Genomic DNA, 20,107 nt, shown 5'->3' with positions numbered 1-20,107 from the left:
GCGAAGAAATTTGAAAAGTACCGCTGATGAAAAAATAAAAAAGCCAGCATTAAGCTGGCTTAGATTCAACAGATTGAGTTATTTCAACTAACCATTTTTAGGTGGAACAAACGCTGTTAGCTCAAGAGCCGGACCGGTGTACTTCTCAATCTTCACGATCGCAGAGTTCGCTGCACAGCCGTTTGCTAGACGCGAAGTTGGAATATCAAGCGTTAGTACGTTTGCGCCACCGTTCTTACACAAACCAGTCTCTTTATCTAAATCTGGCCAACCACCTTCGTGGATACACACAGCACCTTGCTTAATACCATCAGTTACGAGTGCGCCAACAAGAACTTGACCACGGTCGTTAAATGCACGAACTAAGTCACCCGTTTTAATACCTCGCGCTTTTGCATCTTCGGTATTAATTGAGATTGGCTCACGGTTAGCAATTGCGATCAGACCAATACTTTAGGGGTAACCCTTATTGATTTGCGTCATAAATTATCATTATTGATAATAAAGATGGCGTACAGTTAGAGCTAAGTTCAATATTTCCACCATCATGAATTCGCACCCAACACATTTATCAATAGAAGCCCTCATATCCTATAAAATTTCAAAATGACATTAGATTCATACCTCATAAAAAAGCGACGTACTCACGTAGTGATATCAAGTTAAAAAGCCGTTAAATGAGCTAGAGTTCACGGTCAGTAAAATAGTATGAGAAGACAATGAGCCACCCTGAACTTTTGCAGAAAATTGCTAGTTTTGACTGTATTGAGCAAGCGCTGGAGTATTTTGAGATCGGATTTGACAGTCGATTCATTGCAGAGAACCGAACAGAGTTAGTGAAACGCTTTAACGGCTATCTGATTTTGACCAAGCCGGATGATTGGTTTTCAGGACGAAGAGCACTCAAAAATGCGTATTGTAAGGTTCAACGCAGTAAACTAGACAAACATACACGCTCCGCTTGTCGCGGTTGTACATCTTGCCAGCGCCGCTGAGCCTTTCTGAGTAGTTTGCTTGAAATGAAGTGTGCTAATCTTAGTGCAACTCAACCACGAGATAATAACTACAATGAAAATTTTCAGTAATTTCGAAAGCGGCAATATCAATGTCGTTAACGCAGATACTCCACAAAACATCCAACTGACTATCCCAGCGGATAAGCACACTGACATTGCACAGTGGTTTCACTTCCGTTTAGAGAGTGAAGCGCAAGTTTCTCACCATTTTGAAATCCAAGGCTTAGCAAAGTCTGCTTACCCTGAGGGTTGGAAAGACTACGACGTTGTTGCTTCTTACGATCGCGAAGAATGGTTCCGTATTCCAGCAACGTTTGATGGTGATACACTTAAATTCGACATCATCCCAGAGCATGAATCCATGTTCTTTGCTTACTTCGCACCATACTCTTACGACCGCCACCAAGACTTGCTGCACAGTGCTCAAACGCACCCTGCTTGCAAGCTTGAAACGCTAGGTGTGACTAATGACAACAACGACATTAGCCTACTGACTATTGGCGAACCGAGCCCAGAGAAGAAGAATATCTGGATCATTGGTCGTCAACACCCAGGTGAGACGATGGCAGAATGGTTCATTGAGGGCTTCTTGCAGCGCCTGCTTGATGAGACAGACACGGTTGGCCGTGCCCTACTCGACAAGGTTGTGATTCGCGCAGTGCCAAACATGAATCCAGACGGCAGTATCCGTGGTCACTTACGTACTAACGGCTTGGGCGTAAACCTAAACCGCGAATGGCAAACACCATCAATGGAGCGCAGCCCAGAGGTTTACCTCGTTCGTGAACGCATGTTAGAAACGGGCGTTGATATGTTCTTGGATATTCACGGCGACGAAGCCATCCCTTACAATTTTGTCGCGGGTAGCGAAGGCATCCCATCTTACAATGAGCGTCTTAAAGGTCTTGAGGAGCACTTCAAACAAGCACTGTTCACCATCACACCAGAATTCCAAGACGAAGTTGGTTACGATAAAGATGAACCGGGTAAAGCAAACCTAACTGTGGGCTCAAATTGGGTTGGTGAGCAATTTAAGTGCCTTTCTTACACGGTTGAAATGCCTTTCAAAGATCATATTAGCCACGCAGATGAGCTTTACGGCTGGTCACCAGACCGCAGTGTGGCATTTGGTCACGATATGCTTGCTGCAGTATGGGCAACAGTACCAAAACTGTAATCCGTTTAGTCTATTTGCGGATAACTCTATAAAGTTATTGCAGTTATAAAGACAAAAAGCCCGAGAGTTAATTTACTCTCGGGCTTTTTAATGTTCTCGGCTAATTTAATCTACTCAACTATGCCGCTCTTAAACTTGCGAAAAATGCGGGATAGCGTTGGCGGATGTGTCTCTGCTCCGACACCATGTCTTTAAAGCTCGGGCCACGAGACAACTGAATGATCACTTCATTACCATCAAAGCGTAAAACCGCACCCGATACATCAACGCGCTTTTCATCATGTAGATCGAGTGTGCCCGCCATAGAGAGCCCACGATAAAAGTGACTGACATTTCGTGTCATAACGCGCACGCCTTTCTCAGATACCTCACTCACTTGAAAGAGCTCATCTTTGATACGCATTATCGGCCTCGCCCCTTTTGGGTACTTCAAGCGATAGTACTGGCGCTTTTGGGTAAACGACCCGTCACTCATTTATCTGTCTCCCTACACGTGGTGCCAATCAAGCACTCAAATCAATATCCACTTAACAAATGAACATAGCACAAATCATCATTAGAATTAATTATCGGCAGTGCTTGTCAGACCTTTAGTTAAAACATCGACAAGTGTTGAGACAGGGTTCGCATTTGGTTCATCAACATCTATTTGCACGTGAGGGCAACCCAAGCTGCTTCGATTAACTAAAATGGTTCACTCAGACAATGTCCGCTGTTAAACTCCCCATCCACTTTCAACTGGTTCCCACTATGACGTTCAAATCACTAAACCTGTGCTCTGAGCTTATTGATGCTCTGCCTAAAACGCTTCAACAGCCAACAGAAATCCAAACTAAAACGATCCCAGCGATCATGCAGAAAAGAGATTTACTGGCGTTGGCTCAGACTGGCAGCGGCAAAACACTTGCATTTGGCTTGGGTGGGTTACAAAACCTAGACAGTAACGTCGAAGCAGTTCAAAGCCTCGTTGTGGTACCAACACGTGAACTCGCCAACCAAGTTACTTCTTCATTAGAGCCATTTGCGCGAGCAGTCTCCATTCGTATCTCAACTTTCATTGGAGGCATGAGTGAAGAGAGTGTGAAGGATACTCTAAATAGCAGACCACAAATGATCGTGGCAACGCCTGGTCGTTTAGTGTCTCTGATTGAACAGGGTTCACTATCACTGTCACAGTGCCAAACATTTGTGTTGGATGAAGCGGACCGCCTATTAGACATGGGATTTTGGCCTGACGTTCAAACGATCAAGAAATCTTTGCCAGCAAAACATCAGACTCTACTTTTCTCGGCAACACTACCGACAGAACTTGAGCAACAAGCTGATGCCCTGCTGTTCAAGCCATTGAAAGTGAGCGTGCACCAAAAAAACAGTGTCGCTGAGAACATCCAAGAGACACTGTACTTAGTCAACAAAGGCAGTAAGCCACAAGCGCTTATCAGCCTATTGCAACAGCACACAAACACCCAGGCTTTGGTTTTCATTGGAGCCAAGGACAACGCCGATGCTCTAACGAAGAAGCTCAAAAAAGCCAAACTCAACGTTGAAGCGTTACACGGCAACAGGACTCAAGAAGAGCGTAGCCAGATCCTTGACGATTTCAAACACGGGAAAATTGAAACGCTTGTTGCGACCGATGTAATGGCGCGCGGCATTCATATTGACTCTCTGCCTCTAGTCATCAACTTTGAGCTACCGATGCATTCAGCAAGTTATGTCCATCGTGTTGGCCGTACCGCTCGTGCTGGAGCCAATGGCCATGCTATTTCGTTAGTAAGCCACAGCGAAATGGATGCTTTGAATGCAATTCGTCAGTTGACTGAGCGAACCTTACCAGTTCAATCATTAGAAGGCTTCCCAGTAACAGACAAGCCTGCAGCTGAAGGGACACAACGTAAACGCCCACCGAAAGACAAACAAGCCAACCGTCGCACTGCCAAGAAAAAGAGCATTAAGCAATTTAAAAGTAAGAGCTCACGTTAAACAAATCAGTCGTTACTACCAGATTCGGTAAATCGCACTTTTAACTAAAATAGAACGTTCACCCAAAGCCTGGTTTCGAACTGGGCTTTTTTACATCTGAATCTCTAGAAATAGTCACCTCCACTCATATAAAACATCTTATTTTGACGCTTAACGAAGAGCTGTTTTAAATTACATTTTTATGAATAATGCACTCAACTGATTGATTCCTCGTTGGTCAAAAAAAATACTTAAAAATCGCGTTGACGGTCACAAAACCACCAACTAGATTTTTCTATTAGTGTCTATAACCAGGAGGTCATTGAAATGAAACGTGCTAGCTCTGCATACCGATTACAACTGATTAAAGAAGTAGCAACCCGACGCGATCGTCAACGTTCTAATGACCCGATGGCTAACTACATTCAAACGCTATTAGACAATAAAGATGAGAGTGATAGTTCTGTTGAACGTAATCACCGATTCAGTGGTAATCACTTTGATGAGCATATTGGTGGATGGGTAAGCGATCACTGGGGATCTAAGTAGATTTAACCCGAAAAGCGATAATCTAGAGCCTAAATGCATAAAAGCCACCGCTGGGTGGCTTTTTAGTACTTAATCATAATCTTTGCCTTTGGCTATCATTTAAGGACTACTGGAAGGGCATATCCGATAGGTGAGATAACACTTCCATTTGCTCTTCTTCGGTCATACTGTGCCAATCACGCGCGACTCTTTCTGGGTCGTCTTTATCTTCTAGGCGTTCTTTGTCGAGCGATTTTATTGGCTTGCTCTTAATTTTGCTCTCTTTCTTACTCATACCAACATCATCCCTTCTGGCATCGTAGTCTCTTTAATATTACACCTGCCGGCCGATGTAAAGAGTTTGTTAAAAACAGACTGTGTGAGTCGCAATTATCCAAAAAGATCTTGTTGCGGGCTCACAGACTCTTCTGATGATTGTTCCGGTTTAGATCCGTTGTTCAACTGGGCAAGGCGTTTTCTTCTATATCTCTGTCGACATAATTTGATCACGTGTAACTGCTGAGCTGGTGTCATAGACATCCAATTAAACCGCTCTTCCCGCTTTCGCATACAGCCATTGCAATAGCCTTTTTCATCCGTTGAACATACTCCCACACAGGGGCTTGGAACTTGAAAAAACTCTAACTGCTCCACGACTCCTCCTGAGTACTCTATGTGCCTGATACTATGACTATTAAATCATCGAACCCAACGAAAACATACTAAACTATGACCGTATACTGACACATATAGCGTTTTGTTAACTATACTTTTCACCAATCAAGTTACGCATCTTTGGTAACTTCGTTTATTCCTTTGGAGCCATATTATATGAAGTTTAGTTCAAAAAAATTACTAGCAGTAACCGCTTTACCTATCATGCTTGCTGCATGTACAACAACAGGTGATGACGCAATGCAAGTAACAGCTACCGATCTACAGCACCATAATTGGGAACTGGCACAAATCGACGGCAAAGACATTGAGAAAAGCGAACATCAAGCAGCACCTCGCCTAGAGATCGGTGAGAAGCTAACAGCTAACGGTATTGCTGGCTGTAATAATTTCTTTGGTCAGGGTGAACTGAAAGACGGTCAATTCCGCATCAAACAGATGGGCATGACAATGAAGATGTGTCACGGTGCAGCAATGGACATTGAGCAGTCTGTATCTGCAACACTTGCTGAATGGAGCGACGTAACTCTAACTAAAGATACGTTAGTACTGAAGAACGACGTACACACTCTGACTTACACACTAAGTGATTGGAAAAACTAATCCTAACAATGTGATGAACAAGTTTTCTAAAGGAGCCATTTGGCTCCTTTTTTCGTATCTGAGGGGTATTTCTAAATCATTTGAAAAATTCACGATTTATTCTGTAATTATTTAGCCAAAAACACGGTCATAGATAAGGTCACATAATTCGATGAGTAATCCTTTGAATTTACTATTGAATTAGAAATTATTTCAGAAACAGATAGAATAACCGTAAGGAAGTAACAAATGCACTGCCCTCGCCCGTTCACAAAGATATGGAAAAGTTTATGAACAAATTAGTTAGTACGATTGGATTACTGGCCACAACAGCCTACAGCGCAACACTTTATGCAGATAGCACGAACTCTCAAGAGTGGAGCCAAATTGAACGTGAAGCCGAAGGACAAACTGTCTATTTTCACGCTTGGGGTGGTAGCCAAGAGATCAATCGCTATATCCAATGGGCAGGCAAACAACTGCAACAAAACCATGGTGTGACACTTAAGCACGTTAAGGTAACCGACATCGCAGAGACGACCACCCGCCTAATCGCAGAAAAAGCCGCGGGTAAAAACAGCGGTGGTAGTGTCGATATGGTCTGGATCAACGGTGAAAACTTCCGTTCAATGAAAGACAACGCTCTATTGTTTGGCCCGTTCACTGAAACGCTGCCGAATTGGCAATATGTCGATAAATCTCTACCAATCGATGTTGATTTCTCAGAACCTACTGAGGGTTTAGAAGCACCTTGGGGTGTTGGACAACTGGTCTTTATTCACGACCAAGAGACATTAAACAATCCGCCTAATTCATTCTCAGAGATGTTGAGCTACGCGCAAGCGTATCCGAACCGCTTAAGCTACCCTCGTCCTCCAGAGTTTCATGGCACCAGCTTCGTGAAGTCGCTTCTTATTGAACTGACTAAAAACGACCCAGCACTGTCTAAACCTGTTGATGAGAAAACCTTCCAGGCTATCACTCAGCCACTGTGGGCGTACCTTGATGAATTCCATAAAGTCGCGTGGCGAGGTGGAAAACAGTTCCCTGCGGGTACTTCTGAAAGCATCCAGCTTCTTGATGATGGTCAGATTGACTTAGCGATCACCTTCAACCCGAATGCGGTTTTCTCGGCTCAAGCTAATGGCACACTGGCTGAAACCACCAAAGCATTTGCTTTCGAAAGTGGCGCATTATCTAACATTCACTTCTTAGCCATCCCATGGAATGCCAATGCATCAGCGGGTGCTCAAGTCGCAATCAACTACCTACTGAGCCCAGAAGCACAATCACGCAAAGGCGACCTTAACATCTGGGGCGACCCATCTGTGTTAAGCAGCAAATACCTAACGGGAAGCGCGCGTAATACTCAGCAGTTCAAGTCGGTAGATGAGCCACACCCAAGCTGGCAAACCGCACTCGAGTCTGAGTGGTTAAAACGCTACGGTAACTAAGTTTGATTCTTCACGCTCTATATTTTGTTGTTATAGCGGTGTGCATCATCCCAACTATCCCTGGGGTAGTTGGGGTTATTGCTTCATCTCTCAGTTATATCCCTCCATTGGGTTTAGAACAGTTTTCAATCGTAGGTTTTCAGCAAGTTTTTGCGTGGGAAGGCGTTTACCACTCTATCGGGCTCACTCTGAGCTCAACAGTAATCAGTAGCTACCTTGCCTGCTTTCTTACCTTCTGTATTCTTCAAGCAACGTGGGACAAACCGTTCTGGCGTAAAATAGAACTCACATTGCCACCTATGTTAGCGATTCCTCATGTCGCTTTTGCTATCGGGTTCGCCTTTCTGTTTAGCCCAAGCGGTCTTGGCATGCGCGCCCTGCAAGGTTTCTTAGGGGAGTCATCAACGAATACTGAACTGGCATTACTGGTGAAAGACCCGTATGCACTTGGATTAATCGTGATGTTGGCGTTGAAGGAGATTCCATTCTTACTGCTGATGAGTATCTCTATTCTGCAGCAATTAGATATTCCTAAAATCACCAAAGTGAGTGCTTCGCTAGGCTACAGTCGCTCGCAGATTTGGTGGAAATGTGTTTTCCCACAATGGTTCAACAAATTACGCTTCCCTATGTTGGCGGTACTAGCCTACAGCTTGTCTGTGGTTGATATCGCGCTCATTATCGGTCCAACAAATCCGCCAACTTTTGCTGTATTAGTGTGGCAATGGTTTAACGACCCAGACCTCAACCTGCTACCAAGAGCGGCGGCTGGGGCGATTGTTCTATTTGGTTTAGCGAGCCTGCTCATTGCGTTTGCTCGATTAGTTGAATGGGCCGTCCTTAAGTATTTCCGAAGCTGGCAGGTATCAGGTCGTCGTGGTGTCGCTCTACCTGGACGTAGCCTGTTCTCTTTCTTGGCAGTGCTAACAGCCGTCATGTTCCCATTGATGTTGCTATGGAGTGTCGCTCAACGTTGGCGCTTTCCTGACCTTCTGCCAAGCCGCTACAGTACCCGCTTTTGGGAATACGAGTGGGATGCGATCACTGGGACCATTAGCACCAGCCTCTGGATTGCAGTTATTTCTGCGACTATCGCCTTAGTACTTGCCCTCATTGCTCATGAATATCGTATTAAGCATCGCTGGCAGGTTCCGGGATATATTATCGCGATTCCGATGCTTATCCCTCAACTATCTGTACTGTTTGGATTGCAGGTTACCACTCTCTACCTCAATAGCACCGCTTATGAGTTTTGGGTGATTTGGTCGCATGTGTTTTTTGCTTTTCCCTTCGTCTACCTGTCATTGGACGGCCCTTGGCGCAGTTTCGAACCTGGCTTGATCAAGGCGGCGCTCAGCCTTGGAAAATCGCCACTTCAAAGCTGGCTCACGGTTAAATTACCGATTCTGTTACCAGCAATGGTTTTTGCATGGGCTGTCGGCATTAGTGTTAGCCTTGCTCAGTATTTACCTACCTTAATGTTAGGTGCAGGTAGAATCAGTACCATCACCACAGAAGCGGTTGCACTAACCAGCGGATTTGATCGTAGGGTCACTGCGATTTACGCCATTTGGCAAGCCTTGTTGCCTCTGTTCTTTTTCTCTTTTGCGATTCTTATCAGCCGCTTACAGGTCAAGTATCGCCGTCTTTCATTCAAAGGTTTATTGCCTAATGAGTCTATCTCTCAACGACCTCGCCATCCATAAGCTCGATGGAAGCGAGTTATTCTCATCGCTCAGTCTTCATTTAGAATCCGGCGAAGTCCTGGCATTAATGGGCCCCAGTGGCTGTGGCAAGTCGACTCTACTTGACGTGATCGCAGGTCACCTCAGCAACGAGTTTGAATACACAGGACAAGTCCACGTCAACGACACGCGAATTGATCAAATCGCTCCTCATCAACGTGAAGTAGGGATCCTGTTTCAAGACGATCTGCTCTTCCCTCACCTAAAAGTTTGGGAAAACTTGGCCTTTGCACTGCCAAACATTATCAAAGGAAAAGAGCGCCAACAGAGAGCGTTAGATGCTCTAAAAGACATCGAACTCACACGACTTGCCGACTCTTTCCCAGACCAAATTTCTGGGGGCCAGCGAGCCCGAGTCAGTTTGACGAGAATGTTGCTCGCCAAGCCGAAAGTTGCATTATTAGATGAGCCCTTCAGTAAACTCGACCCTGAGTTACGTGTTCAATTTCGTGATTGGGTATTTGAGCAACTCAGCAAAGCGAACATTCCGACATTGATGGTGACCCATGATGAAGCGGATATTCCACCAGCAGCGCGAGTACTGAATTGGCCATGGAGCACCGAAAATGCTAGATAAATATTCCATCAAGGTCATTCGCTGGCCGTTAACTCAATCCGCTAAAGTTCTAAACAGCGCTGGCGTCACTGCGAATCAAACTACGTTTTTCGGCTTTTTGATTGGCTGTTTAGCCTTCCCGTCGCTTGCTTTTCAACAGTATGATTTGGCACTGCTATTTGTGGTGTTAAATCGTATCTGCGATGGGCTTGATGGCGCACTTGCTCGTATCCAGGGTATTACCGATGCCGGTGGGTTTCTCGACATCAGCCTCGATTTCTTGTTCTACTCCTTGATACCGTTTGGCTTTGTGATTGCTAACCCAGACGCTAATGCCGTCGCAGGCGCCTTTCTCATTTTCTCTTTCATCGGCACAGGCAGCAGTTTCTTAGCCTTCGCGGTTATGGCGGGTAAGCAAGGGATCGAGAACCCTGTCTATAAACATAAATCTTTGTACTACATGTCTGGATTGACTGAGGGAACAGAAACCATCGCTTGTTTCATTGCGTTCTGTATTTGGCCACAACACTTTGCCGTCATTGCTTATGCGTTTGGCGCGGCGTGTTGGCTCACCACATTTATGCGAATCTACTTCGGCTTTCAAACTCTCAATAACGTCAAAGCCTAAGGCACTTCGATTCGACTAATATCGAATCCATAAAAAAAGCGCCGCGTTACTATGAAGTAATGCGGCGCTTTCAATTGATCATGCCTAATGATTATTCTGCAGATTCTAACTTGAAACGGAGTACTTTCAGGCTTGAATCAGCATCAACATCCACAAACTCAGGTGGGTTCGGTAAACGTTCTAGATATTTAACATTTGGCGCTTCTTCCGCCATGGTATCAATCAAGAAGTTTGGTGAAACCATTGGAGAGTTCACACAAGCAATCACTTCTCCGCCCTCTTTAAGAAGCTCAGGCAGACGACGCAGAATTCTCTTATAGTCTTTTGTCAGTGCAAAGCTGCCCTTTTGGAAAGATGGTGGATCAATAATCACTAATTCGTACGGGCCGCCTTTCTTGATTTTTCCCCAGCATTTGAAGATGTCGTAACCAAGGAAGTTCACTGAGCGCATGTCATGTTCATTGAGGCGATGGTTGTCACGACCTTTGCTCAACGAACCGCGTGACATATCTACGTTAAGGCATTGACGCGCACCACCCGCTAAAGCGGCTACAGAGAAGCCACAGGTGTAAGCAAACAGGTTTAATACGTTTTTCCCTTTAGAGTTCTCTTGAACCCACTGACGGCCGTTACGCATGTCCAAGAACAGGCCGAAGTTCTGGTTGCGACCGATATTCAACTGATACTTAAGACCGTGCTCAACAACCACTGGCGATGAGTCGAGCTCTCCCCAAATCACTTCTGATGGGCTGCCTTCAGCATAGCGATGTTGAAGCACAACACTCGTACCCTGCTTCTGTTGCCAAATTGGCTGCTCCGTCAATTTAAGGAGCCCATCTTTCAAGCTTGATAAGAACTCTTCATCAACCTGTTTGAAAATGTTCACTAAAAGCTGACCATCAACCCAATCACAAGTTAATTGCTCTAGGCCTGGCCAAAATTTACCACGACCATGAAAAATACGACGTAGCTCGTTAGGTACTTCGTTTAGCTGTTGTTCGATATGTTCAAAAAATACCGGTAAAGCAGATGCTTCCATTATATCTCTCACTTAATGTTTAGCTTTGGCCACGCCAGTGACCAAGGTTCAAGCCAAGTATCCAAACCTGTCGATACCGTCTCTTGTGACCATTTTTGACCAAGAGACTGGTGTGATCTCGGGTCACACACGTATTGATATGCTTGAGATTGATAGGTAAATCGAATCGCAAACGCGTGCAGGTAGCCGCGATCAGATTGACTTGAAGAATTATAAATTGGGTCGCCAACGATCGCCGAACCTATCGACTTCATCGCTACACGAATTTGATGAGTGCGCCCTGTATATGGCTTACAAAGCAGGAGTCTTTCACCCGGCTCAGCCGCTGCCGATAAAAACTGTGTCACTGCTGGGTTTTCTTTACTGTTAACCAGCTTCCAGCTTGAACGTCGAGAACGCTCCATATCACCCACAATCAGGCCTTGCTTCTTTTTAGGCTTTTTTGAACCAATTGCAAGGTAGTACTTTTCAACCTCTCGGTTAGCAAACAACTGAGACAACTCACTCGCCGCAGCCGCGTTTTTTGCTAACAACAGTATTCCAGAGGTCATTTTATCTAAGCGGTGCACCAGATAAAGCTTTTCAATGCCTAGCGATGTTGCGACTTCTTGAAGAAGCATGGTATCACCATCATCTTTATGGACGCTGACGCCTGGGTGTTTATTGATAAGTAAAAAATCTGAGTGTTTTACAAGAATGTCGAACATGAAAAGGCTTACTCCGTAATCGAGCTAGAAGTATACCTTGTCCAACACCAGATACCAGTAATGAAAAAGCCCACGACTGAATGTTCAACAGTCGTGGGCTCAATAATGCCTTACCGCATCTTTACCATGGTTTAAGCAAGCTTAAACTGGCCAAGTAAGGTTTCCAGCTCTTTAACCTTAGCATTTAGGCTCATCGTACTCTCGGAGCTGCGTGTCGCGAGCTGCAGAGAAGACTCAGAGATATCGCTGATCGCTGTAATATCCGCTGCAATCTCTTTGGTCACTGCAGTCTGCTCTTCCGCCGCTGTTGCAATAGAGTTAACCATGCTTTGTACATTGGCTGCACCGTTCACAATCGCTTCCAGTGCTTGAACCGCACCAGAACTTTGCTCAACGCCAATATCAACTAAGCGACAGTTGTCTTGGGTGTATGTAACCGCTTCTTGTGTGCCTGATTGAATCGCTTGAATGATACCTGACACTTCTTGTGTCGCTTTAGTAGTACGTTCAGCAAGAGCACGTACCTCGTCCGCAACGACCGCAAAGCCACGACCAAATTCGCCAGCACGTGCCGCTTCGATTGCAGCGTTCAATGCCAATAAGTTGGTCTGTTCTGCGATGTCTTCAATCACTTTGATGACACTGCCAATCTGTTCACCATGAGAGCCAAGCGTGTTCATTTGCTCCGACATTTCGCCCATTTGAGCGGACACTTGTTGAATACTCGCCACCATTTCCACAATCACAGAACGGCCGTCTTCTGCTGAAGTCTCTGATCGACGTGCTTCTTCATAGGTGGATGTACCCTGCTGGGCAACTTCTGAAATCGTTAGACTGAGCTCTTCTGCCGCGGTGGCAATCAAAGTCGCTTTGTCAGCTTGTGCTGACGCACCTGAAACGATGTCTTGGCTAATCGACGAAAGCTCACCACTTGCCGATTGCACTTGATTCGTTACAGACGAAATAGAACCAATCAAACCAACGAGCGATTTCTGCATCTGGTTGATCGACTGACCAAGGTGTGCCAATTCGTCATCCGAATCGTCAACAATGTCTTCTGCTGTCAAATCACCACTCGCAACTTTACGTGCCACCTGTTCCACTTTGGTTAGGCGACTGGTAATCGAGTTCGACAATAGGTAAGCAATCACTGCACCCGCCGCAATGGAAATGGCAGTTAGGATTATGATCATACGTTCCATTGCTGTAAAAGAGTCTGTCAAAGCAAGCAGCGCTTTATCAGTTTGTACTTCTTCGGCCATCGAAGCTTCGTCAAGCAGAGCTTCAATCGGCACTAAATATTGTTCATAGAGCGCACGCAAATAACGAATATTATCCAAGAACGCAACTTCCTGATTCACCTTAGGCGCTATTTGATTTTCAAACGCAGTATTGAACTCTTTCATCAAGTTCTCAACACGTTCAATTCGACGGTAGTCAGGTGTACCTACGCTCTCTAGTGCCTTAACCTTGTCAACCGCTTCGAAGAACTGCCCTTTGTTTGCACGGTAGTCATTAAGTGCGCCATTAACATGTGTCACAGCACCCATTGCATCTCGGTAAACGTCTGCTGTCTCATCGACCAATACAAGATAGTTCACTAGTTCAGGCACGTCATCCATGCGGATCTCGTCAGCCACTCGATGGGAGCCCGTTACCTCGATCCAAACAAACGCTACCAATACAATCATTAGCGCCAATATAGAGCTAAAGCCTGCATACAATTTTTTTCTTACAGACAATTTCACGTTTCACCTTCCTAAGGGAGTCAATATTCACTTCGCATATTGTTATGCTTGAATATATATCGACTGACATACGAATAACTTTAGATAAAACCGTACGAAAAACCCTATAAATAAGAAAAGGTTAGAAATAAAGCAAAAAAAAGCGAGAGCCCTAAGACTCTCGCTTTCTATTGGTTTTGACTTTGAAGGTCGCGATTACAATTTCTTAGAAATTAACGCTGAGCCTGCAATGATACCGATACCTAGTAGCATGATTGCACCCTTACCGCTGTCGAAGCCAGAAGAGATACCCATGAATGCAACGATTGCGATTGCTACTGGGATTACAAACTTAACTAGTGTGTACCATAGACCGAATAGTGGGAAAGATACTTCACCGTCGTTAGTAATTTCTTTCTCTAGGTCTGCACGGTTTAGTCTCCAACCAGCGAAGATACATACCAACATACCGCCAACAGCTAGGAAGATCTTATCTGTTAGTAGGTCGAAGATATCAAATGCACCTGTATCGAACAGTGTTGGACCAACGCCACCTAGAGATAGAGAAGCGAAGATACATAGTGCAGCCATTACAACACTTGCAGAGATAACCGCTGTTACACGCTTCATGCCTTTCTCATCGATTAGGTAAGAAACCACAACCTCAAGTAGAGAAACAGAAGATGTTAGAGCCGCAACACTTAGACCAATGAAGAACATAAGTGCAAATAGAAGACCAATTACGCCGCCCATTTCAGCAAATAGCTGAGGAACAACTACGAATACTAGACCAGGACCTGCTGCTGGTTCCATGCCGAATGCGAACATTGCTGGGAACATTGCAACACCAGCTAGGATAGCAACACCTGTATCCATTGCTGTAACCATAGCGGTAGTTTGAACTAGGTTTTCTTTCTTCTTAAGGTAAGAACCGTAAGTCAACATACAACCCATACCTAGAGATAGTGAGAAGAATGCTTGACCAAGTGCAGCTAGGATTACGTTGCTGTCTACCTTAGAAAAATCAGGGCTGAATAGGAACTCAAGACCAGCCATAGAACCTGGAAGAGTCAGACCTTTGATCGATACCACGATAAGGATCAAGAATAGCAGAGGCATTAGAACCTTACCCGCTTTCTCGATACCGCCCGAGATACCTTTCATAACGATAACAACGTTAAGAAGAAGGTATAGACCCATCCACATTAGTGGTTGAACTGGGTTAGAGATGAAACCACCGAAGCTGTCACCGATTGCTTCAGGTGCGTCTAGAAGACCACCAGCAATCTTACCGATGTAAGCAATAGACCAGCCGCCTACTACAGGGTAGAAACCCATGATAAGTAGACCACTCACTACGCCGATAACACCAGCGAACGTCCAACGACGGTCAGTTGATTTAAATGCACCTACTGCTGATTTTTGCGTATGACGGCCAATAGCAAATTCAGTCAGCATCACACTGAAACCGATGAAAATTACGAAGAATAGGTAGATTGCAACGAAGGCACCGCCGCCGCTCTCACCTGCTGTGTATGGGAACTTCCAAATATTACCTAGACCAACAGCAGAACCTGCTGCAGCCATTACGAATCCTAATTTCGAACCCCAGGTATCACGAGGTGTTGTGGTTGTATTACTAGTAGCCACTTTAACTCCAAAATTTGTATGTTGTGTAATGTTGTGTTTGCTTTGGGTGGCGTCTTATAAAAAGAAGGTGTAAATCTTCGTTTACATCCTAAAAAATTTGATTGACGCTCGTTGTATAGCAAGTAAACCAGTTTAAGATTAAAATTGGAAGCCCGAACCGTACATATTTCGTTACCAATGTAAAATATTATGGTTAAATGCCGACTTTTCATACAAAACAATCGTTTTCGTCTTAAGTTAACTAAAACTTAACAACTTTACTCTATTTACAGCCTTTACTCTATTTTGTAAATAGTTGTTCTGTAAAATTCCCAAATTGTCAAAATAGCATTACTATCTAAGTGTCTCTTTTTTCGAGTATTAGATGTGGAAAAGCTCTATCATTTCTTAACTTTGGCCGCCGTTGTGCTCTACTGGGTACTGGTTGCGGGTGTAACGCTTCGAGTGGTACTTAAAAGGCGCTCGGTGAGCGTATCTTTGTCATGGCTACTCGTTATCTATATCGTCCCAATTGTGGGTGTTGCCTGCTATTTCCTTTTCGGCGAGTTGAATCTGGGAAGAAAAAGAGCAGAACGTGCCCAGCGTATGTTTACCCCTTTCGGTGATTGGTTCCGCCAATTGGACCACTGCCAAGTGCACCTGCCTGGCAAAGTGGGGTCGCCAATCCACAAAATCGATGAACTGTGTAACAACCGTATGGGTATTCCCGCATTAAGTGGCAATACGCTCTCTTTGCAATCGTCTCCCAACGAGATCTTGCATTCGATCATTGAAGACATCGAAAACGCCCAAACCAGTATCAAAATGGTCTTCTATATCTGGCACCCAGGCGGCCTAACCGATTCCGTCGCTTCAGCGTTAATCCGTGCGGCAAAGCGCGGCGTCGATGTGAAGGTTCTACTCGATTCCGCAGGTTCTCCGCGATTCTTCAAAAGCCACTGGCTTTCTATGATGCGTGATGCTGGCGTGCAAGTCGTGCAAGCGCTTGAGGTAAGCCCTTGGCGTATGTTCCTACGACGCCTAGACCTTAGACAGCATCGTAAAATCATCGTGATTGATGAAACTGTGGCCTACACCGGCTCAATGAACATGGTCGATCCTGCCCATTTCAAACAAGGTGCAGGTGTTGGACAGTGGATTGACGTCATGGTACGAGTTACAGGCCCAACAGTGAATGTGTTATCTGCTATCCACGGTTGGGATTGGGAGGTAGAGACAGGTGAACGCATTTTGCCCGCCCTACCCGAATGTAAGGTTGACGAATCTGAAGTCAGACATCCAGTGCAAGTTGTGCCGTCTGGTCCCGGTATGCCAGAGTATCTTATTCTGCAAGTGTTGAGCATTGCGATTAACCAAGCAAATCGCTCAGTACGTATAACAACGCCTTACTTTGTACCGAGCGCAGATCTACTAGAAACCCTCAAAATGACGGCACAACGAGGAGTCAATGTCGAGCTCGTGATCCCACACAGCAACGACTCACTCATGGTTAAATGGGCATCTCGCGCTTTTTATACCGAGTTGCTTGAAGCGGGTGTGAAGATCTACGAATTCTACGGAGGCTTGCTCCATACCAAGTCCGTGGTGATTGATGAGGAGTTCTGCTTAATTGGTACCGTGAACATCGATATGCGCAGTTTCTGGCTTAACTTCGAAGTAACGCTTGCCGTCGATGATGTGAGCTTTACGCGTCAACTTGCCGACCTTCAAGAATCGTACATTGAGACTTCTCATCCAGTCAGCCTCGACAAATGGCAAGAACGAAGCCTTCAATCACGCTTCTTTGAGCGTCTATTTTACCTCTTCAATCCATTACTCTAAGTTTTGAATTCCGCCCTCTTATTCATTTCCTAGACCCTTTTTCAACAAAGGGTCTAGTTAATTCCTAAAAACTCTTTAACTTCCCTTGCTTTCGTACCCAATGGCATGTTTTAAATAAAGGATAATAGATTGATAAGGAATTCAGAGTATGTCCGAAAGCAAAACAACAAAACTGATCACAGCGGGCCGCGACAAAAAGTGGACCAACGGTGTGGTTAACCCACCCGTTCAACGTGCATCAACTGTTGTATTTGATACGGTTGCAGAAAAACACAAAGCAACCGTAAACCGTGCCAACAAAACTCTATTCTATGGCCGTAGAGGCACTAATACCCACTTTGCTTTCCAAGACGCGATGGTCGAGCTTGAAGGCGGCGCTGGCTGTGCGCTTTATCCTTGTGGTACTGCGGCAATTTCTAATGCCATCCTCTCGTTCGTAGAAACGGGCGATCATATTCTAATGGTCGACACCTGTTACGAGCCAACTCGTGACTTTTGTGACACCATCATGAAAAAGATGGGTGTAGAGACCACTTACTATGAGCCAACCATCGGTGAAGGTATTAAAGATCTTATTCAGCCCAACACTAAGATCCTATTTACCGAGTCTCCGGGTTCCATCACCATGGAAGTTCAAGATATTCCAACTCTGGCTCGTATTGCTCATCAACACGATATCATCGTTATGCTCGATAACACTTGGGCAGCGGGGGTTAACTTCTCGCCATTTGAGTACGGTGTGGACATCTCAATTCAAGCTGCGACCAAATACATTGTCGGTCACTCAGATGTGATGCTAGGCACTGCTGTCGCCAATGAAAAACACTGGGATCAACTGCGTGAACAAAGCTACTTAATGGGACAATGTGTATCTCCAGATGATGCTTACCTAGGTTTGCGTGGTATCCGAACATTGGATGTGCGTCTGCGTCAGCACGCCGACAACAGCTTAAAAGTCGCTCAGTGGCTACAAAGTCGTCCAGAAGTGGACCATGTACGTCACCCTGCACTAGAAAGTTGCCCAGGCCATGAGTTCTTCAAGCGTGATTTCACCGGTGGTAATGGCTTGTTTTCGTTTGTACTTAAAACAAGCTACCCACGCGCTACAACTGCGTTGTTAGATGGTATGAAACACTTCAGCATGGGTTACTCATGGGGTGGTTTTGAAAGCTTGATTCTAGCGAACGAGCCAAAGAGCTTTGATAGCCTGCGTACCGTTGCGAACCCGAAATTTGAAGGAACACTGGTTCGTCTGCACATTGGCCTTGAAGACGTCGATGACTTGATTGCAGACCTTGAAGCTGGCTTTGAGCGCTACAACGCGCTTCTTTAGACTACTGATACAAATTCAGCATTAACTAAAAGGCAGCCACCAAGCTGCCTTTTTCGTTTTCTATCTAATTACTTTTCAATCACTTGATTAATTCACTTGGTAGCAAATCGAATTGAAGATCTCTGAGCGGTTATCATTAAACAGATAAAGGTAATCATCCACCACTTGATAGTTGTAATCGATAGTAATGCCTTGATACTCACTGTATTCGGCGTTGATTACCGGATCAGGGTGCTTCGTCGCAGTGCGAACATCAGCAATGGTCATTGATAAGCGGTCGCCCTGTTGCTTGTAATATCCGTTATACAGATTCTCTACCACATGGCTTGAATCATCTTTTCCCGTTATGGTGACGAACTCTTTGATACTGAATGTCTCATCCGACTGGAACGTGAAGATCATCCGTTCATAGAGTGACTGATAAGGCTCAAAGGCTCTAGAAAGGAAGTCGGTTTTCATGGTCTTACAGTGCCAGCGGCTACCAGAAAGCGACTCTTTCTCTAGCGTAAAGCTCATACCCGCGGCAAATATCAGTACTGCTAAAATTATTATCCGCATAGGTAATCTCTCGTTGCTACATACTTTTTGAACGAGTCAAACGATGTTTTAAGATCGAATACCGACACGATGTAATTAAATGATTGTCCGTTTCCTTTCTGTACAAACATACTCAAAGCATCATTTTCTGGCTCGTCTACCGAAGGGTAAATTCGGACAAAAACACTCAGTTGGCAATGCTTAGGTAACATTGTTGTTAGAGCGAGCTCAAGTTCATCAATCGAGTAACGCTCCTTTCTCACGACATGAAGATAGTGTTGGTTGCTGTTATCAACATAACTGGACGAATACTCTGCTTGGTCGGCAAAGTAAGGCAGTGAAGAATCAAATACTCGATATATGTTAAACGCGATAACTACAGCACAAAGCGCGACAGTGAAATAGAAGCCGACGTTGAAGGCTCGGCCGCCTTGAATCAATGAAGGCTTGGCGTTAGAACTCAATTTGTCTTGCTGCACTTTGAGCACTTGTTGAGCGTCTTCATCAGAAGATATCTCTGTCCCCTGCTCAGAATTGCTTTCAACAACCATCTCAGATGTGTGTTGAGTTTCGATAGCAGTCAGTGAAGAGACTTCGAGTGAATAACCTGTTTTACTCACCGTTCGAATAGAGGCACAGTCACAAGTCACTTTTGCGAGTGTTTTTCGCAGCTTTGATACTACGTTGGTCAGCGCTTGTTCAGAAACAATGACATCTCCCCAGCACTCTTTGAATATCACACTGCGCTCAACGCAATCACCTACGTTTTGCAACAAGAAAACAAACACTTTGCCTTCAAGTGGAGAGAGCGTTTCGATGTCACCATCATTGAAGTGAAACTGCCTACGTAGTGGATCATAGGTTGCCTCACATATTTGATAATTCTGTCTTTTCACATTCTTTTACAAATCTATGTCACTGGCCGCATATAATATTGAAAAGTATAGAAAAGACTAGTCTATTTTCCACT

The 20,107-nt window shown here is 44.9% G+C and carries 20 protein-coding genes and 1 pseudogene; 11 read left to right on the top strand and 10 right to left on the bottom strand.

Annotated features, from left to right (window positions below):
- Nucleotides 1–87 precede the first annotated feature (87 nt).
- Nucleotides 88–438: pseudogene (locus VFDL14_RS24075) on the bottom strand (molybdopterin dinucleotide binding domain-containing protein); the annotation flags it as partial.
- 281 nt (nt 439–719) lie between these two features.
- Between VFDL14_RS24075 and VFDL14_RS07295 the strand changes: the two are divergent.
- Nucleotides 720–995, top strand: coding sequence for a nitrogenase-stabilizing/protective protein NifW (locus VFDL14_RS07295; RefSeq protein ID WP_032552156.1), 276 nt, complete (start codon nt 720–722; stop codon nt 993–995).
- A gap of 73 nt (nt 996–1,068) precedes the next feature.
- The gene (locus tag VFDL14_RS07300; RefSeq protein WP_032552155.1) at nt 1,069–2,193 is read left to right on the top strand and encodes a M14 family metallopeptidase; all 1,125 of its coding nucleotides are present in this window, start codon (nt 1,069–1,071) and stop codon (nt 2,191–2,193) included.
- A 118-nt stretch (nt 2,194–2,311) separates the two neighbouring features.
- Here VFDL14_RS07300 and VFDL14_RS07305 read toward each other — a convergent pair whose 3' ends face one another.
- On the bottom strand, nt 2,312–2,668 hold the full coding sequence (locus tag VFDL14_RS07305) for a hypothetical protein (RefSeq protein WP_032552154.1): 357 nt from the start codon (nt 2,666–2,668) through the stop codon (nt 2,312–2,314).
- 275 nt (nt 2,669–2,943) lie between these two features.
- Here VFDL14_RS07305 and VFDL14_RS07310 point away from each other — a divergent pair, with 275 nt between their 5' ends.
- Complete coding sequence (locus VFDL14_RS07310; protein WP_032552152.1) at nt 2,944–4,176, top strand: DEAD/DEAH box helicase; 1,233 nt, start codon at nt 2,944–2,946, stop codon at nt 4,174–4,176.
- 306 nt (nt 4,177–4,482) lie between these two features.
- Entirely contained in the window at nt 4,483–4,704 is a 222-nt protein-coding gene (locus VFDL14_RS07315) for a hypothetical protein (protein ID WP_032552151.1), read from the top strand.
- Between the two features lie 106 nt (nt 4,705–4,810).
- On the opposite strand, the gene VFDL14_RS24730 is transcribed toward VFDL14_RS07315, so the two are convergent.
- Together VFDL14_RS24730 and VFDL14_RS24070 are read right to left on the bottom strand one after the other, a co-directional pair.
- Nucleotides 4,811–4,978, bottom strand: coding sequence for a hypothetical protein (locus VFDL14_RS24730; RefSeq protein ID WP_167332348.1), 168 nt, complete (start codon nt 4,976–4,978; stop codon nt 4,811–4,813).
- 95 nt (nt 4,979–5,073) lie between these two features.
- Entirely contained in the window at nt 5,074–5,337 is a 264-nt protein-coding gene (locus tag VFDL14_RS24070) for a DUF1289 domain-containing protein (RefSeq protein ID WP_084181885.1), read from the bottom strand.
- A gap of 177 nt (nt 5,338–5,514) precedes the next feature.
- Here VFDL14_RS24070 and VFDL14_RS07320 point away from each other — a divergent pair, with 177 nt between their 5' ends.
- The 5 genes from VFDL14_RS07320 (at nt 5,515) to VFDL14_RS07340 (ending at nt 10,323) form a co-directional block, all read left to right on the top strand.
- A complete protein-coding gene (locus VFDL14_RS07320) occupies nt 5,515–5,961 on the top strand; it encodes an META domain-containing protein (RefSeq protein ID WP_032552150.1) in 447 nt (148 codons plus the stop codon).
- Nucleotides 5,962–6,230: 269 nt separating this feature from the next.
- Nucleotides 6,231–7,394, top strand: a complete 1,164-nt coding sequence (locus tag VFDL14_RS07325; RefSeq protein WP_032552149.1) for an ABC transporter substrate-binding protein — start codon at nt 6,231–6,233, stop codon at nt 7,392–7,394.
- A gap of 5 nt (nt 7,395–7,399) precedes the next feature.
- Nucleotides 7,400–9,100, top strand: a complete 1,701-nt coding sequence (locus VFDL14_RS07330) for an ABC transporter permease (RefSeq protein WP_032552234.1) — start codon at nt 7,400–7,402, stop codon at nt 9,098–9,100.
- Nucleotides 9,066–9,716 carry an ATP-binding cassette domain-containing protein gene (locus tag VFDL14_RS07335; RefSeq protein ID WP_032552148.1) on the top strand — a complete coding sequence of 217 codons (651 nt, stop codon included), beginning with the start codon at nt 9,066–9,068 and terminating at the stop codon, nt 9,714–9,716. Before VFDL14_RS07330 ends, VFDL14_RS07335 begins: the two co-directional genes overlap by 35 nt.
- Entirely contained in the window at nt 9,706–10,323 is a 618-nt protein-coding gene (locus VFDL14_RS07340; protein WP_032552147.1) for a CDP-alcohol phosphatidyltransferase family protein, read from the top strand. Before VFDL14_RS07335 ends, VFDL14_RS07340 begins: the two co-directional genes overlap by 11 nt.
- 91 nt (nt 10,324–10,414) lie before the next feature.
- On the opposite strand, the gene VFDL14_RS07345 is transcribed toward VFDL14_RS07340, so the two are convergent.
- The 4 genes from VFDL14_RS07345 to VFDL14_RS07360 all read right to left on the bottom strand — a co-directional run bounded on the left by VFDL14_RS07345 (nt 10,415) and on the right by VFDL14_RS07360 (nt 15,446).
- Complete coding sequence (locus tag VFDL14_RS07345; RefSeq protein ID WP_032552146.1) at nt 10,415–11,362, bottom strand: class I SAM-dependent methyltransferase; 948 nt, start codon at nt 11,360–11,362, stop codon at nt 10,415–10,417.
- Between the two features lie 8 nt (nt 11,363–11,370).
- A complete protein-coding gene (locus VFDL14_RS07350; protein WP_032552144.1) occupies nt 11,371–12,069 on the bottom strand; it encodes a TIGR01621 family pseudouridine synthase in 699 nt (232 codons plus the stop codon).
- Between the two features lie 131 nt (nt 12,070–12,200).
- Nucleotides 12,201–13,817, bottom strand: coding sequence for a methyl-accepting chemotaxis protein (locus tag VFDL14_RS07355; RefSeq protein WP_032552143.1), 1,617 nt, complete (start codon nt 13,815–13,817; stop codon nt 12,201–12,203).
- Nucleotides 13,818–14,012: 195 nt separating this feature from the next.
- Complete coding sequence (locus tag VFDL14_RS07360; protein ID WP_032552142.1) at nt 14,013–15,446, bottom strand: sodium-dependent transporter; 1,434 nt, start codon at nt 15,444–15,446, stop codon at nt 14,013–14,015.
- A gap of 366 nt (nt 15,447–15,812) precedes the next feature.
- On the opposite strand from VFDL14_RS07360, the gene cls reads away from it, so the two are divergent.
- The gene (gene cls, locus VFDL14_RS07365; protein WP_032552141.1) at nt 15,813–17,267 is read left to right on the top strand and encodes a cardiolipin synthase; all 1,455 of its coding nucleotides are present in this window, start codon (nt 15,813–15,815) and stop codon (nt 17,265–17,267) included.
- Nucleotides 17,268–17,415: 148 nt separating this feature from the next.
- The gene (locus tag VFDL14_RS07370) at nt 17,416–18,600 is read left to right on the top strand and encodes a cystathionine beta-lyase (protein WP_032552140.1); all 1,185 of its coding nucleotides are present in this window, start codon (nt 17,416–17,418) and stop codon (nt 18,598–18,600) included.
- Between the two features lie 87 nt (nt 18,601–18,687).
- On the opposite strand, the gene VFDL14_RS07375 is transcribed toward VFDL14_RS07370, so the two are convergent.
- Together VFDL14_RS07375 and VFDL14_RS07380 are read right to left on the bottom strand one after the other, a co-directional pair.
- Nucleotides 18,688–19,158 (bottom strand): hypothetical protein, encoded by a 471-nt coding sequence (locus tag VFDL14_RS07375; protein ID WP_050487443.1) that lies wholly within the window; start codon nt 19,156–19,158, stop codon nt 18,688–18,690.
- Nucleotides 19,149–20,033, bottom strand: a complete 885-nt coding sequence (locus tag VFDL14_RS07380; protein ID WP_032552139.1) for a transcriptional regulator — start codon at nt 20,031–20,033, stop codon at nt 19,149–19,151. The genes VFDL14_RS07375 and VFDL14_RS07380 overlap by 10 nt, the downstream gene beginning before the upstream one ends.
- Nucleotides 20,034–20,107: the final 74 nt, after the last annotated feature.

Origin of the sequence: Vibrio fortis (assembly GCF_000695685.1) — a bacterium.
Classification (GTDB): domain Bacteria; phylum Pseudomonadota; class Gammaproteobacteria; order Enterobacterales; family Vibrionaceae; genus Vibrio; species Vibrio fortis_A.
This window is presented reverse-complemented; position numbering and strand designations above follow the sequence as displayed.

Bases quoted from the DNA above. Each gene is read 5' to 3' on its own strand.
- VFDL14_RS07295 (WP_032552156.1), top strand. From the start codon at position 720: ATGAGCCACCCTGAACTTTTGCAGAAAATTGCTAGTTTTGACTGTATT.
- VFDL14_RS07300 (WP_032552155.1), top strand. From the start codon at position 1,069: ATGAAAATTTTCAGTAATTTCGAAAGCGGCAATATCAATGTCGTTAAC.
- VFDL14_RS07305 (WP_032552154.1), bottom strand. From the start codon at position 2,668: ATGAGTGACGGGTCGTTTACCCAAAAGCGCCAGTACTATCGCTTGAAG.
- VFDL14_RS07310 (WP_032552152.1), top strand. From the start codon at position 2,944: ATGACGTTCAAATCACTAAACCTGTGCTCTGAGCTTATTGATGCTCTG.
- VFDL14_RS07315 (WP_032552151.1), top strand. From the start codon at position 4,483: ATGAAACGTGCTAGCTCTGCATACCGATTACAACTGATTAAAGAAGTA.
- VFDL14_RS24730 (WP_167332348.1), bottom strand. From the start codon at position 4,978: ATGAGTAAGAAAGAGAGCAAAATTAAGAGCAAGCCAATAAAATCGCTC.
- VFDL14_RS07320 (WP_032552150.1), top strand. From the start codon at position 5,515: ATGAAGTTTAGTTCAAAAAAATTACTAGCAGTAACCGCTTTACCTATC.
- VFDL14_RS07325 (WP_032552149.1), top strand. From the start codon at position 6,231: ATGAACAAATTAGTTAGTACGATTGGATTACTGGCCACAACAGCCTAC.
- VFDL14_RS07335 (WP_032552148.1), top strand. From the start codon at position 9,066: ATGAGTCTATCTCTCAACGACCTCGCCATCCATAAGCTCGATGGAAGC.
- VFDL14_RS07340 (WP_032552147.1), top strand. From the start codon at position 9,706: ATGCTAGATAAATATTCCATCAAGGTCATTCGCTGGCCGTTAACTCAA.
- VFDL14_RS07345 (WP_032552146.1), bottom strand. From the start codon at position 11,362: ATGGAAGCATCTGCTTTACCGGTATTTTTTGAACATATCGAACAACAG.
- VFDL14_RS07350 (WP_032552144.1), bottom strand. From the start codon at position 12,069: ATGTTCGACATTCTTGTAAAACACTCAGATTTTTTACTTATCAATAAA.
- VFDL14_RS07370 (WP_032552140.1), top strand. From the start codon at position 17,416: ATGTCCGAAAGCAAAACAACAAAACTGATCACAGCGGGCCGCGACAAA.
- VFDL14_RS07375 (WP_050487443.1), bottom strand. From the start codon at position 19,158: ATGCGGATAATAATTTTAGCAGTACTGATATTTGCCGCGGGTATGAGC.